6 protein-coding genes are annotated in these 14803 nt (G+C 66.2%); 4 read left to right on the top strand and 2 right to left on the bottom strand.

Going from position 1 to position 14803, the window contains the following annotated elements; translation table 11 throughout:
- Positions 1 to 287: 287 nt before the first annotated feature.
- A complete protein-coding gene (locus BLEFHOIH_RS14370; RefSeq protein WP_125461715.1) occupies positions 288 to 2258 on the bottom strand; it encodes a hypothetical protein in 1971 nt (656 codons plus the stop codon).
- A gap of 95 nt (positions 2259 to 2353) precedes the next feature.
- Positions 2354 to 4951 (bottom strand): mechanosensitive ion channel domain-containing protein, encoded by a 2598-nt coding sequence (locus BLEFHOIH_RS14365; RefSeq protein WP_088346611.1) that lies wholly within the window; start codon positions 4949 to 4951, stop codon positions 2354 to 2356.
- Between the two features lie 476 nt (positions 4952 to 5427).
- Here BLEFHOIH_RS14365 and BLEFHOIH_RS14360 point away from each other — a divergent pair, with 476 nt between their 5' ends.
- Genes BLEFHOIH_RS14360 through BLEFHOIH_RS14345 form a run of 4 tightly spaced genes read left to right on the top strand, consistent with a single transcriptional unit; the run spans position 5428 to position 14660 of the window.
- Positions 5428 to 6915 carry an efflux transporter outer membrane subunit gene (locus BLEFHOIH_RS14360; RefSeq protein ID WP_210191645.1) on the top strand — a complete coding sequence of 496 codons (1488 nt, stop codon included), beginning with the start codon at positions 5428 to 5430 and terminating at the stop codon, positions 6913 to 6915.
- Between the two features lie 37 nt (positions 6916 to 6952).
- Entirely contained in the window at positions 6953 to 8308 is a 1356-nt protein-coding gene (locus tag BLEFHOIH_RS14355; protein WP_088346607.1) for an efflux RND transporter periplasmic adaptor subunit, read from the top strand.
- Positions 8305 to 11556: an efflux RND transporter permease subunit gene (locus tag BLEFHOIH_RS14350; protein WP_088346605.1), complete on the top strand. Its 3252-nt coding sequence runs from the start codon at positions 8305 to 8307 to the stop codon at positions 11554 to 11556. Before BLEFHOIH_RS14355 ends, BLEFHOIH_RS14350 begins: the two co-directional genes overlap by 4 nt.
- Positions 11553 to 14660, top strand: coding sequence for an efflux RND transporter permease subunit (locus BLEFHOIH_RS14345; protein ID WP_088346603.1), 3108 nt, complete (start codon positions 11553 to 11555; stop codon positions 14658 to 14660). Before BLEFHOIH_RS14350 ends, BLEFHOIH_RS14345 begins: the two co-directional genes overlap by 4 nt.
- The last annotated feature ends 143 nt before the right edge of the window (positions 14661 to 14803 follow it).

The raw sequence follows: 14803 nt of genomic DNA, 5'->3' as shown, positions 1-14803 counted from the left end.
AGCGGAGAGGCGAGTGGGCCCCGGCTCTAACGGCCGGGGCGAAGGAATCGAAGTTTTGCAAAGGTCTTCCATGGGAGAGGGAGCTTGGCTGCGGCTTGGGGTCTGAAGCTTGGCTCATTTCCGCTTCGGCCGCGAGCACGGGGCGCATGGCGGTCTCCCGGGGCCCACGGCCAAGTGGGCAAACCACATCGGCGCGGAGGCGCCGATGCAGCTAAGAGTCTAGCCGCAAGCCAAAGCGTCAAAGCTCCGGCGAGGCAGCGAGCACCGCGTCCGCCGTCTATCTCCCCTCAATGCGTCCGGCGCAGCGCATTGCGGGCGGCTTCGGCGACGTCGTCGGCGATGCGGGCCTGGCCTTCGGCGGTGGGGTGGAACGCCCCGCCATAAGTGCTGGCGAGAAAAATCTGGAACGGCGCCCAGTATTTGCGCGCGACCGCTTTCAGCGTGCCGGTATAGAGCGCGCTGCAATTGGCGCCGAAAGCCGACACCGTCTCGGCATGCATGTTCGAGGTCAGAAACGCGTCATTCGGCGTGCGGAACCAGCGCTGGCGCGGCGCATAGGCCGGATAGTGCGAGGGCTTATACGGCGTCCAGACGCCATCCTTCAGGCGCGGAAAAGCCAAACTCTCGGCCGGGTTGTCGCCGTTCGTCGCACACAGGCCGCGGGAGCGGAAATCCTTGCGGTAGCCGTCGACATAGGTCCAGTCGCGGCCGGCGATGGCGGCAAGGCTGCGGTTCAGCTCGGTGGTGAACTCATCCGCCTTGCCGACCTTGGCGGCATCCAGCCGGAAAGGCGGGAACACCTCCAGCCCCTTGCTGCCGTCGCAGGAGCTGACGCCGTCTTCGGCATAGCCCATGTTCGGATAGCCGGTGAGGATCACCTTGCGGTCGCTGGCGCTGCCCTTCACGCCGAGAAAGATGTCGAGCGAATATTTCAACCCGTCGAAGCGCTTCTTGACCAGGTCGAGCCGGGCCTTGGCGTGATCGACGCCATAGACCGAATTCAGCCGCTGGCCGAGCGTGCGGTAGATGCTGGTCTCGCTCAGAATGCTGTCCGAGATCAGCGGCACGAAGCCGACATCATTGCCGCCGACCGACAGCAGCACCAGATCGACCGGCCGTTTCAGGCCCGACTGGCTGCCGCCGCCTTCCTCGGAGATCTTGGCGCAGCGCGTGACGCGCATGTCGCGTTCGGCGAGGCTACGCAGCTCGGGCATGCGGTTGATGATGGCGGCGGGCATCAGTGCGCTCTTGGTCACCGACGTGCACAAATCCTGCGAGGCGGAGGACAATTGGCCGGGGACGGAATAGGACTCGCCCGCCCGGCATTCGCGCACCGAGGTGCGCAGCAGGATGCCTTGCGCGATCTCGGCGCCGCTGCAGCTATAGCTGACGAAGGTGATGGCGCGCTTGGGGTCCTCGACGGCCAGTTGCAGCGCCGCGCGGAACTGATGCGAATAGAGCGAGCGGTGGCATTCGCGGTCCCACCAGCGAGCGCGCTCGGCGAGGAAATCCGGGCCGGATAGCGTTTGCCATTTGCCCTGGCGCGCCGGATAGCCGTCCAGCCGCTCGCTGCTGCGCGAGGCGGCGATGTCCACCTCGCCATAGTCGAAGGCGCGGCTGTCGGTCAGCGTCACCGGATGGTCGGGATTGCCTTCGCCGGCGCCGAAACTGTCGCCGAGGCCCAGGATCAGCACGTCGCGGATCTTGATCTCGAGCAAGGGCGCGGCGTCCCTGCCGTCGCGCTTGACGCTGAGCCGCCCGCCCGCCGGGAAAGGCACGTCGAGCTTCACCGGCTTGTCGCAGGGGCTGGTCACGCTGGCGACCGTCTTGCCGCTGCTTTCCAGCCGCCAGACGCAATTGCCGGTATGCGGCTGATCCGGCAGGAAGAGGTCGAGAAAGCTGTCCTCGCTGCCGAGCTGGGCGACGATGCGGTGGCTTTTCGGCAGCACGTAATCCTTGCAAGCCGTGTAGCGGTTGTCGGCGCGGCTATAGCAGGTGTCGTTATACATGTCGTCCGCCCAGCCGCTGCCGCCGAAGCGGGCCTCGAGGCGGCGCTCGGCGGAGAGGATCGGCAGCCGCCGCTCGGACATATTGAGGCTTTCGAAAACCTGCCGGTGCAGCTCGGTATGCTCGGGCTTCTTGAACAGGCGGAAGGGGTTTTCGAGCCGCCATTCGATGCGGCTGGCGGCTTGCGCCGGCGACAGCGCGCCCGCGGCAAGCGTCAGCACCGCGAATGCGGCCCACACTAAGGCTCTCATGAATTCCCCCGCTCCGACTGTGCGGGGAAGTTTTAGCGCAGGTCAGGGACGGGCCGCAATGACCGGCGGGCCGCACTTCCCCCTCAATCCCCGGGTCAATCCGCCCGGCTGCCATTGCCGGCGACGGCGCGCGGCATCGGGTGCTCCACTTGCGTCTCGCGCCTTGCCGGCTGCGGCATCGCGGCGAAAGCCGATTGCAGCCATTCCATGTCGCGGATGCGCACGTCGGTGAGGCCGTGCGGAATTTCGATGGCCTCGGCGCGCAGCGCTTCGAAGATGTTGATGCGCAGATCGGTGCGCAGGTTCATCGATTTGGTGATGTCGTAGGTATAGGCGTAGAGCTTGAAGTTCAGCGCGTTCTGGCCGAAATCCTCGAAATAGACATTGGGCTCTGGCGTTGCCATCACCTGCGGATGCGCCTTGGCGACTTTCAGCAGGATGTCGCGCACCCGGCGCGGATCGCTGTCATATTCGACGCGGACCGGGATCATGATGCGACCGCTGTAATTATGCAGCGTCCAGTTCTTCACCTTCTCGGAAATGAAATAGGCGTTGGGGATCACCACATTGGCGCGGTCGAAGGTCTCGATCTCGGTCGAGCGCACGCTGATCTTGCGCACGATGCCCTCCTCGTCGCCGACCACCACCCAGTCGCCGACCTTGATCGGGCGCTCGACCAAAAGGATCAGGCCCGAGACGAAATTATTGACGACGCCCTGCAGGCCGAGGCCGATACCGACCGACAGCGCGCCGGCGACCAGGGCGATGTTGGACAGGTCGAGTCCGGCATAGGAGACGGCGAACAGCCCGGCCGCGACGACGCCGAGATAGCCGACGCCGGTGCGGATCGAATTGCGCGTGCCGCCGGAAATGCCGGCCGGCTCCAGCACCCGCCGGTCGAGCCAGCCCTGGAACAGCCGCGCCGCCAGATAGCCGAGCGCGAACACGATCAGCGAGGCAAGGATCGCGGCGATCGAGATGCGGGTGTCGCCGATGGTGAAGCCGAAGAACAGGCTCGACGCCCACTGGCTGATGTCCTTCCAGTCGAAGCCCCATTGCAGCAGCACCAGCGGCAGGCCGATAATGACCACCAGGGTCTTCAGGATCAGCATGACCGGCAGGGCGAGCTGTTCGCGGCGGCGCTGGTCGAGGCCGGCGGTCTCCTTCAGCCACGCGCCGGCCTGCGCGTTCTCGTCGCCGATGCTCTGGCCGACGGCCTCGATCCAGATCATCAGCAAGTAGAGCACCGCCAGCACCGTGCCGGTGACGATGATCTGCGCCGAGGCAAAACGGGCAAAGCCGATATAGCCCATCAGCGCGCTGGCAAGGATCAGCAAGGCGATGCCCCAGATCGGATAGCGCAGCCGCCCCACCCAGTCGAATTCCGGCGCGCCGTCGAGGCTCGGAGCATTGCGCGGGGTCTTCAGGATCGCCAGCACCAGGCAGGCGATGATGACGGAGGAAATGCAGCTCTGCGCCACGGTCAGCGTGAAGGGCGCGTTGGAGACATAGCGCACCGTGCTCAGGAACAGCGTCAGACCGTGAACCGCGGCGAGCGCCACGACGAGCCAGCGGATACGGCTGGCCGCCTTGTCCTCCATCGGCAAAAGCCGCCAATGCGGGCGCTTGGGCGCGAGCGCTGTTGCGATCAGCGCGCTGACGGCGACCACGATCAGGATCGAGCGCATCGCCGAATAGGCGAGCCGGTCGATATCGGGCGTCATCAGTTCCTGATAGCTGAAGCTGAAATAGAGGAAGGCGACCGTGGCGGCGACCGGCAGGCAGCGCAGCAGGATCACCCAGGCGGCCGATGTCGAGCGGCGCCAGAGCGGCGGCTCGCCCGGCTCGTCCCATCGGCGGAAATGGCGCACACCGCGCTGGGCGGCGTAGAAGCTGATGGCCGCGAGCAGCAGGCCGAGCGTCAGCGTCTGGATGGCGTCGGAGCGCTGGTCCATATTCTGCCACCAGCCGGCGACGATCTCCCCGGCCTTGTCGAGCGCATAGCCGAGCTGCGCCGGGGCGCTGGTCCAGGTGTAGGTGCTGTGCGCTTCCGGCACGCGCTCGAACAGCCGGTTGGCGAATTTGCGGCGGCGGATTTCCTGTACCTTGCCGCTGAGCTGCGCCGCGCGCAGCCGCGCCGATTCCGCGATATTGCGGGCGGCGCCCAAACTGCCATAGGCCTTCTGCAATTCCGCGCGCTGGGCGGCGACGGGCTCGGGATCGCCGGTCGCCGGCAGCGGTCCAAGATTGTCGATCTGGGCCTTGGCGGCCTCGAGCTTGGGCGTCAGCAGGCCGAGAAATTCGCCGATCTCGCCGGTGATGGTGTCGAGGCTGTCGCGGGCGCGGTCGAGCCGGGCATAGGAGAGCACAGGCGAGCCGAGCGTCTGCTCGAGCTCGTCCAGCGATTTCGCCCAGCCTTCAAGCTTCGGCACGGCGGGCGTGCCGGTCGCGCTGTCGACGACGGAAAAATCGGGCTGGCCGGATTTGGCGTCGGCCGGCGCGGGGGCGGCAGGCTGCGGCTGGTTCTGCGCGAAGCGGAGGCCGCCGCCGATATCGGCACCGGCAAACGGCGTTGCCGGCTTTTGCGGGGCAAGCTGGATCTGGGCGGCGGCCAGCGTGGTAAAGGCCGCCAGCAGCAGCGGAGCCAGCACGAGGCGTTGGAAAACCCGTCGGGCTTTCGGGCTTTGAGCCATAAGTCTATCGCTCCCATTGTGCGCGCTGGCCACTCGAGGCGTCCGCGTCTTCCTGGTCCGGGATTTATGGAAGTTCGTTAGAGCCCTGCTTTAGCGCTTAATTGTGGCATAGGGCCGATCGGGAATTCGCCCGGGCGGAGTTAGCACCCTTTCCGGCGGCGACACGAGCCCGATCAGCCGGCCTGTGGACGAAAGGCGTACAACCATCTACAGCGACCCATCGGCGCAGGCACAACTGGGCCGTCCAAGGCTGGGATTGCAGCAATGTCACGCCGCAAATTTAGTAAAACATGATTACACTTATCTGCTCGACAGGGGGTTGACTGCCAATCACTATGGCGCCGAATTCAGGCTGCGGCATTCTCCGTTGAGGGACGGGCAAATGCCTTGGCCGGGGCGTAATAGTCTTTGGTTCCAAGCGAATCGCGGCACCGTGACGCCGCGCAGGTGGGGACTGTTTGCAGGAGACGGGGACGGTGGCGAAGGCGAGGATTCCCGCATTGGGACCGGCGGCGTCGTGGCGGCGCGCGCGGCGATTGTGGGCGCTTGCGCCATCCGCAGTGCTGCTGAGCGGGTGCATTCTCAACCCCAACGTGCCCGACCCCGTAATCGACGTGCCGACCGAGTTCACCACCGCGAGCCTGCAAGGCTCCAAGCCGCTGCTGGAGCAGGATTTCGAGATGTACCGCTCGCGCCCGCTGGCTGAGCTGGTCTCCACGGCGCGCGCCTCCAATCTCGACATCGCGCAGGCGGTCGCCCGCATCCATCAGGCCGATGCCCAGGTGCGCATCGCCACGCAAGCGCTGATCCCGCTGCTCGATTTCGAGGGCGATGCCAGCCAAGCCTATGGCGGCTCGGGGGCTGGACGCGGGCGCTCGACCAATGTCACCGCCGCCCTCGTCGCCAGCTATGAACTCGATTTCTGGGGCCGCAACCGGGCCGGGCGCTATTCGGCGCAGGCGAGCGCCCTCGCCAGCCGCTATGACGGGGCGGTCGTCGCCATCGAGACGGTGTCGAGCGTCGCCGAGACCTATTTCAACGCCGTCACGGTGCGAAAGCGGATCGAGATCGCCCGCCGCAATCTGGGCATCGCCCAGCGGACGCTGGACGCGATCAAGGCGCGCAACGCGGCCGGCACGGCTTCCGGTCTCGATGTCGCCCAGCAGGAAACGCTGACCGCCAATGTGCGGGCGCAGATCCCGCCGCTGGAGCAGAGCTACAAGCAATTCGTCAATGCGCTCGCCGTGCTGCTCGGCTCGGTGCCGGAGCATTTCAATCTCGACAAGGAAGATCTGTTCTCGATCCGCGTGCCCCGCATCGCCGCCGGACTGCCCTCGGACCTGCTTTGCCGCCGCCCGGACATCGCCTTCGCCGAAGCCCAGCTCGCCGCCGCCAGCTTCAATGTCTCGCAGGCCCGCGCGGCGCTCTTCCCCAGCATTTCGATCACCGGACAGGGCGGTTTTCAGAGCGAGGCGTTCAAGAACCTGTTCCGGCCGGACAGTTTGTTCTATCAAATGGCGGCGAATGTGGTGCAGCCGCTGCTTAGCGCCTATGGCTTGCGGGCCGAGCTCGATCTAAATCGAGCGCGCTATCAGGAACTGCTGGAACGTTACCGCCTGTCGGTCATTTCGTCCTTCCGGGATGTCGAGGATGCATTGACCGCCTTCGCCAAGACGACCGAGCAGGAACGGCTCCTGCAGATCGCCTTGGTGTCCGCCCGGCGGGCCTATCAGATCTCCGAAGAGCAGCTCAGGACCGGCATCATCGATTTGACGCAGCTCCTGGACGTGCAGCAGTCGTTGTTCGCGGCGGAGGACTCCGTCGCCCAGGCAAGGCTCTCGCGCCTGCTGGCGACGGTCGCGCTGTATCAGGCCTTGGGCGGGGGATGGCAGATTCCGGAGGGCGCCGAAATTGCGCAGGTCCCGGTTCAGGTGGCGGTGCCTATACCGGTGAGGCTGAAATGAGTTTTGTAGATCTTTTAAAGATTGAGGCGCTTTTGCCGTGAAAAGAATTCTGCCTGCCCTGATCCTTATCCTTGTGACGGCTGCGGCCGTCGCGTTCATTTATAAGGACAAGATCTTCCCCAAGCCGCCGGGCGAAAGCGCCGAGAACGGACGCGGCGGTGGCGGCGGCGGCGGACGGCGTGGCCGCAGATCCTCGGACCCGAACCGCGCGGTATCGATCCTCGCCGAAGCGGCCAAGACCGAGAATGTGCCGATCTATCTGCACGGCGTCGGCACGGTGCAGGCCTTCAACACGGCAACGGTGCGCGCGGAAGTCAGCGGCCGGCTGATCGAGGTCGGCTTCACCGAGGGGCAGAATGTGAAACAGGGCGACGTGCTCGCCCGCATCGATCCGGCCACCTACCAGGCCGCCTATGACCAGGCCGTCGCCAAGAAGGCGCAGGATCAGGCCTCGCTCGCCAATCAGCGCGCCGATCTCGTGCGCTATGAATCGCTCGCCAAGGCCAATTACAGCTCGCAGCAGCAGGCCGACACGCAGAAGGCGCTGGTCGCCCAGACCGAGGCGCTGATCCGCCAGGACCAGGGCGTCATCGACAACGCCAAGACCGATCTCGACCGCACCACCATCGTCGCGCCGATGGCCGGCCGCACCGGCCTGCGCGAGGTCGATGTCGGCAATCTGGTCTCGGCCGGCGATACTGGCGGCATCGTCGTCATCACCCAGATCCAGCCGATCTCCGTCGTCTTCACCCTGCCCGAGACCTATGTCGGCGAGCTGATCCAATCGAAGGCGGCCGGCCCGGTCGCGCTCGAGGCGAGCGTCGGCGGCAAGATCGTCGGCACCGGCGCGCTCGACGTGATCGACAACCGTATCGACCAGAATACCGGCACGGTGCGCATGAAGGGCACCTTCCCGAATGAGGCGCTCGGCCTCTGGCCGGGCCAGTTCGTCAATATCCGCCTGCATCTGAAGACGCTGACCAATGCGACCGTCGTCCCCTCCGCCGCCGTGCAGCAGGGCGCGGCCGGACGCTTCGTCTACCGCATCGAGCCGGAGGACAGGGTCAAGCTGGTGCCGGTCGAAGTCGCCCAGGAAGGCGAGGACCTGACCGTGATCGGCAAGGGCATCCAGCCGGGCGAGAAGGTGGCGACCTCGGGCTTCTCCAATCTGCAGGACGGCTCCAAGGTCAGCATCGCCGACCCGAACGCGCCCGCCGAGAATGCCGCGCCGAATGGCGAGCGCCGCCGCCGCCGCAATCAGGACGGCCAGGGCGACGGCGCCAAGCCCGCCGCGCCCGGCCCGACATCGAGCGAACAGCCGCAGGGGGGCGACGCGACCGGCGCCAATCCGGAAGCCAAGGCCGCCCAGCGCGAGGGCGGTCCGGCGCAATGAGCGTATCCTCGCCTTTCATCGCACGGCCGGTCGCGACATCGCTGCTGGCGGTGGCCGTCCTGCTTTCGAGCATCCTCGCTTATATCAACCTGCCGATTTCTTCGCTGCCGCAGGTCGATTTCCCGGTGATCCAGGTCACCACCCAGCTCCCCGGCGCCAGCTCCGACACCATGGCCGCGCTCGTCACCGCGCCGCTGGAGCGCCAGCTCGGCCAGATCACCGCGCTGACCTCGATGGCCTCGACCAGTTCGCATGGCCTGAGCCAAGTGACGCTGCAATTCGCCCTCGACCGCGACATCAACGCGGCCGGCCAGGACGTGCAATCCGCCATCAGCGCCGCCGAGGGCGACCTGCCGGACGGCCTGCCCTATCCGCCGACCTACGCCAAGGTCAACCCGTCCGACCCGCCGATCATCACCATAGCGCTGACCTCGAACAATGTCTCGATGGAGACGCTCAGCGATTTCGGCGACACCTACATGACGCCGCGCCTCAGTCAGGTGAGCGGCGTCGGCCATGTCACCGTGCAGGGCAATATGCGCCCCGCCGTGCGCATCCAGGCCGACCTGTCGCGGCTCGCTTCCTACGGCATCAGCATGGAGACGCTGCGCACCGCCATCGCCGACGCCAATGTCACCGGCGCCAAGGGCACGCTGAACGGCGCGGCGCGCGCCTATACGATCGGCGCCAACGATCAATTGGAGGACGCCGAGAGCTACAAGAACGTCGTCGTCGCCTATTCGAACGGCGCGCCTATTCTGCTCAAGGACGTCGCCAAGATCGTCTCGGGCCTCGAAAATGTCCGCGCCTCGGGCCGCTATAACGGCACCCAGGCCATCGTCATCGACGTGCAGCGCCAGCCGGGCGCCAACATCGTCGACACGGTCGACCGAATCAAGGCGATGCTGCCCGAACTCGAGCGCGGCCTGCCGGCCGGCATCCGCACCCAGATCGTCGCCGAGCGCACGGCGACCATCCGCGCCTCGGTCGCGGAAGTGCAGTTCACGCTCGTTCTCAGCATCGGCCTCGTCATCATGGTGGTGCTGATCTTCCTGCGCACCTGGGCGGCGACCATCGTCGCCGGCATCACCCTGCCCTTGTCGCTCGCCTCGGCCTTCGGGCTGATGTGGTATGCCGGCTTCAGCCTCGACAATCTCTCGCTGATGGCGCTGACCATCGCCACCGGCTTCGTCGTCGACGACGCCATCGTGATGATCGAAAACATCGTCCGCTATATCGAGAAGGGCCTGTCGCCGATGGAGGCGGCCTTCAAGGGCGCGGGCGAAATCGGCTTCACCATCATCTCGCTGACGGTGTCGCTGATCGCGGTGTTCATCCCGCTTCTGTTCATGACCGGCATCGTCGGGCGGCTGTTCCAGGAATTCGCGCTGACCCTGACCATCGCCGTCGTCGTCTCCGCCATCGTCTCGCTGACGCTGACGCCGATGATGTGCGCGCGTCTGTTGCGCCCGCATACCGGCCATGAGCGCCCGACGCTGATCGCCCGCGTGCTGGAAGCCCCACTCGACGCCATGGCGACCTTCTACCGCGTTACACTGGATGTCGTGCTGCGCTTCCAGGGGCTGACGCTGATCGTCGCCGCCGCAACCTTCGTGCTGACGGTGATGCTCTATCTCGCCATCCCGAAAGGCTTTCTGCCGGACCAGGATACCGGCTTCCTGACCGTCGAGACCCAGGCCGGGGCGGATGTCTCCTTCGAGAAGCTGCAGAGCCTGCAGAACCAGGTCGAGGCCGTCATCCGGCGCGATCCGGACGTCCTCGGCGTCGTCTCCATCGTCGGCGTCGGCGCGACCAACAGCGCGCCCAATATCGGCCATTTCGCCGTGACGCTGAAGCCGAAATCGGACCGCGAGGCGACCGCCGACGAGATCGTCAGGCGCCTGACCAGGGGGGCGCGGCGGGTGCGTGGCATCGCCAGCTATTTCCAGGTGGTGCAGGACATCCAGATCGGCACGCGCAAGAGCCGCACCCAATATCAATATGTGCTGTCGAGCACCGATCCGGCCGATTTCTCGGAATGGGCGGGGCGGATGCTGGCGGCGCTGAAGGCCCGGCCCGAGCTGCGGCAGGTCTCCACCGATCTGCAGGAAGGCGGCCTCGCCCTCGTCGTCAATGTCGACCGGGTGGCGGCGGGGCGGCTCGGCGTCTCCATGCAGGACGTCAACAATGCGCTCTACAATGCCTTCGGCCAGCGTCAGGTTTCCACCATCTACGGCCAGTCGAACCAATATCGCGTCGTGCTCGAAGCCGATCCGGCCTTCCAGACCGATCCGTCGGCGCTTGAAAGGCTGTTCGTGCCCGGCGCGTCGCTGAGCACAGGCGCGAGTACGACCACGGCGACGGCCTCCACCGGCTCGAACGGCTCGACCGGCGTCAATCAGGATGCGGCGCGGCGCACCGGCCAGATCCCGCTCTCCTCCTTCGCCACCATCGAGCGCACGACGCGGCCGCTCGCCGTCCACCGGCTGCAGCAATTCCCGGCGGCGACGATCAGCTTCAATCTCGCGCGCGGCACCTCGCTCGACCAGGCCGTCGCCGCCATCCGGCAAACCTCCGCCTCGATCGGCCTGCCCTCCTCGATCAGCGGCAGCTTCGAAGGCGCGGTGGAGGAATTCAACTCATCGCTGCAAAGCCAGCCCTATCTGATCCTGGCCGCGCTGATCGTCATCTATATCGTGCTCGGCGTGCTCTATGAGAGCTTCATCCACCCGCTGACCATTCTCTCGACGCTGCCGTCGGCCGGCATCGGCGCGCTGCTGGCGCTGGAATTCTACGGCCTCGAATTCACCTTCGTGGCGCTGATCGGCGTCATCCTGCTGATGGGCATCGTCAAGAAGAACGCCATCATCATGATCGACTTCGCGCTCGACGCCGAACGCGAGCGCGGCATGTCCGCCTATGACGCCATCCGCGAAGCCTGCCTGTTGCGCTTCCGCCCGATCATGATGACGACCTTCGCCGCCTTGTTCGGGGCGATCCCGCTGGCGCTCGGCCATGGCCCCGGCGCGGAGCTGCGCGTCCCGCTCGGCATCACCATCATCGGCGGCCTGCTGCTGAGCCAGCTTCTGACGCTCTACACCACGCCCGTCATCTATCTGGCCATGGAGCGGCTGCGCGAGCGCATCGTCAGGCGTGTCGGCGGCGAGACCGGCTTCGAACAATTGCCGCATGATCTCGGCGGCGGCGGCGAGACGCTGGAGCCCGCGCGGAGCCCGGAGGCGCGATGAACATCTCGGCGCCCTTCATCCGGCGGCCGGTCGGAACCGTATTGCTCGCCATTGGCCTCTTCATTGCCGGCATCGTCGCCTATGAGGACCTGCCGGTCGCCAATCTGCCCAATGTCGATCTGCCGACGCTCTCGGTGCGCGCCAGCCAGCCCGGCGCCGATCCCGAAACCATGGCCGCGACCGTCGCCGCGCCGCTCGAGCGCCGCATCGGCGAGATCTCCGGCATCACCGAGCTGACCTCGACAAGCCGCCTCGGCTCGTCCAACGTGTCGGTGCAATTCGAGCTGAGCCGCGACATCGAGGATGCCGCGCGCGACGTGCAGGCCGCCATCAACGGCGCCCAGGCCGACCTGCCCGGCAATCTCAGCCGCCGCCCGACCGTGCGCAAATCCAACCCCTCCGCGACGCCGATCCTGATCCTCGCCGTCACCTCGCCGATCCGGAAGCCGGAGGATATTTACGACATCGCCGACCTCGTCCTCGCGACGCGACTGGCGAGCGTCCCCGGCGTTGCCGAAGTGCAGCTCGGCGGCTCGCAGCAGCCCGCCATCCGGGTGACGGTCGAGCCGGCGGCTCTGAACGCGCGCGGCATCGGACTCGAGGATGTGCGCGCCGCGATCTCGGATGCCAATGCGCTTCTGCCGCTCGGCCAGATCGACGGGCCGGAGAAATCCTTCGTCGTCTCGACCGGTGGCCAGCTCCGCACCGTTGCGGACTACGCCTCGATCGTGCTGAAGAACCAGAACGGCATCGTCGTCCGGCTGGGCGATATCGCCAAGATCGAGCAGAGCCGGTCGAGCCGCCTCAGCGACGGCTGGTTCAACAAGGACCCGGCCGTCATCCTCATCATCCAGAAGACGGCGGAGGGCAATATCGTCGAGACGGTCGATGCGATCAACGCGATGCTGCCCGAGCTGAAGGCGCTGATCCCGCCGGACATGAACATCTCCGTCATGTCCGACCGCACGACCGGCATCCGCACCAGCATCAAGGATCTCGAAATCACGCTGAGCGCCAGCATCGCGCTGGTTACGCTCGTCGTGTTCGTCTTTCTGCGCCGGCTGGTGCCGACCTTTGCCGCGATGATCTCGGTGCCTCTGTCGCTCGCCGGAACGGTGATCCTGATGTGGTTCGCCGGCTTCAGCCTCGACAACATCTCGCTGCTGGCGCTGACGATTTCGGTCGGCTTCGTCGTCGATGACGCCATCGTCATGATCGAGAATTGCTACCGCAACATGCAGGCCGGGCTGCGCCCCGTCGAGGCGGCGATGGCAGGCGCCAAGCAGATCGGCTTCACCATCGTCTCGATCAGCATCTCGCTGATCGCCGCCTTCATCCCGCTGCTGTTCATGCCCGGCGTGCTCGGCCGCATCCTGGGCGAATTCGGCTGGACGCTCGCCTTCTCCATCATTATCTCGGCGGTGATCTCGCTCACCCTGACGCCGATGATCTGCGGCCGCTTCATGCGCCGCCTGCCGCAGCCGCGCGAAACCTGGCTCGACCGCCGCATCGAGCCGGTGCTGGAACGGCTCAGCGCACTCTATGAACGCTCGCTGGACTGGGCGCTCGCGCACCGCTTCCTGATGCTGATGACGACCTTCGTCGTGCTCGCCCTTACGGTGATGACCTTCTTCGTGCTGCCCAAGGGCCTCATTCCGAGCGGCGAGGAAACGCTGATCATGGGCTCGACGCGCGCCGAGCCCGATGTTTCCTTCGAGACCATCAGCAGGCTGCACCATCAGGTCACCGATATCATCCGCAAGGACCCCGATGTCGTCAGCGTCGGCGCCTCGATCGGCGGCACGTCGGGCTTCGGCGCCAACAATCAGGGCCGCTTCTTCGTGACGCTGAAGCCGCATGAGGAGCGCGAGGCAACGACCCAGGAGGTGATCGAGCGGCTGCGCCGTGCAACGCGCGTTGTCACCGGCGCCGAAGTCTCGCTGAACTCGCCGACCTCGATCCGCACCGGCGCGCGCTCCTCGCGCTCGAACTATCAGGTGACGCTGTGGAGTACGGATCTCGCCACGCTCGCCGAATGGACGCCGAAGGCGCTCGCCGCCGCGCGCACCGTGCCATCCATCACCGACGTCAATTCCGACCGCGAGGCCGGCGGCCCGCAAGCCTTCATCCAGATCGACCGCGACCGCGCCGCCCATCTCGGCGTCTCCATGCGGGCGGTGAATTCGGCGCTGAACAACGCCTTCAGCGAGCGCGAAGTCTCGACCATCTACGGCGACCGCAACCAATATCGTGTCATCCTCGAAGCCGACCCGAAATTGCAGCGCAGCCTCGACGGCCTCGCGCGCATCTTCGTCACCAGCAGCCGCGGCGCCGAAGTGCCGATCTCGGCCTTCGCCACCATCACCACGTCATCGGCGCCGCTGGTGGTCAACCATCAGAACCAGTTTCCGGCCGTCACCATCAGCTTCAACCTGAAGGAAAATGAGACCCTGGAAGGCGCCGTCGACGGCATCATGGAGGCGCTGAACAAGCTCCGCATGCCCGGGACGATCCGGGTCCAGCTCGCCGGCGACACCGCCACGCAGTCGCAGCAGGGCACGCAGCAGCCGCTCCTGATCCTTGCCGCGCTGATCACCGTCTATCTCGTGCTCGGCATTCTTTATGAAGATCTCGTCCACCCGCTGACGATCCTCTCCACCCTGCCCTCGGCCGGGCTCGGCGCGCTGCTGATCCTGCACGCCACGGGGAGCGAACTATCGCTGATCGCGCTGATCGGCATCATCCTCTTGATCGGCATCGTCAAGAAGAACGGCATCATGCTGGTCGATTTCGCGCTGGAAGCGGAGCGCTCGCGCGGCCTGACCGGCGAGGAGGCGATCCGCCATGCCTGCCACGACCGTTTCCGCCCGATCCTGATGACGACGCTCGCCGCCATGCTGGGCGCGCTGCCGCTGATCCTGGCGACCGGCCCCGGCTCGGAACTGCGCATCCCGCTCGGGCTGACCATCATCGGCGGCCTCGCCGTGTCGCAAGTGCTGACCGTCTACACGACGCCGGTGATCTACATCTTCCTCGACAAGCTCCGCCGCCGCGGCAAGCCCGCGCCGTCGGTGGAGCAAGCGCCGGCGCCGAGCGCGGTTTAAGGCGCGGCGCCTGACCCCGTTGCGGCTTAGTTCCCGCCCCCGCTGGGAGAGGGCTGGCTTCGGCGGAAACGTCGCGCGCCGACGCCTCCCCTTTTTGTCATTCCCGCGAAAGCGGGAACCCGGTACGCCGCAGCCTTCGCGGG

Origin of the sequence: Rhodomicrobium sp. R_RK_3 (assembly GCF_002198715.1) — a bacterium.
Classification (GTDB): Bacteria; Pseudomonadota; Alphaproteobacteria; order Rhizobiales; family Rhodomicrobiaceae; genus R-RK-3.
The sequence above is the reverse complement of the archived record's forward strand: the minus strand, read 5'-3'. Positions and strand labels throughout refer to the sequence as shown.

Excerpts from the sequence above, each read along its gene's own strand:
- BLEFHOIH_RS14350 (WP_088346605.1), top strand. The coding sequence starts at position 8,305 with ATGAGCGTATCCTCGCCTTTCATCGCACGGCCGGTCGCGACATCGCTG.
- BLEFHOIH_RS14345 (WP_088346603.1), top strand. The coding sequence starts at position 11,553 with ATGAACATCTCGGCGCCCTTCATCCGGCGGCCGGTCGGAACCGTATTG.
- BLEFHOIH_RS14365 (WP_088346611.1), bottom strand. The coding sequence starts at position 4,951 with ATGGCTCAAAGCCCGAAAGCCCGACGGGTTTTCCAACGCCTCGTGCTG.
- BLEFHOIH_RS14370 (WP_125461715.1), bottom strand. The coding sequence starts at position 2,258 with ATGAGAGCCTTAGTGTGGGCCGCATTCGCGGTGCTGACGCTTGCCGCG.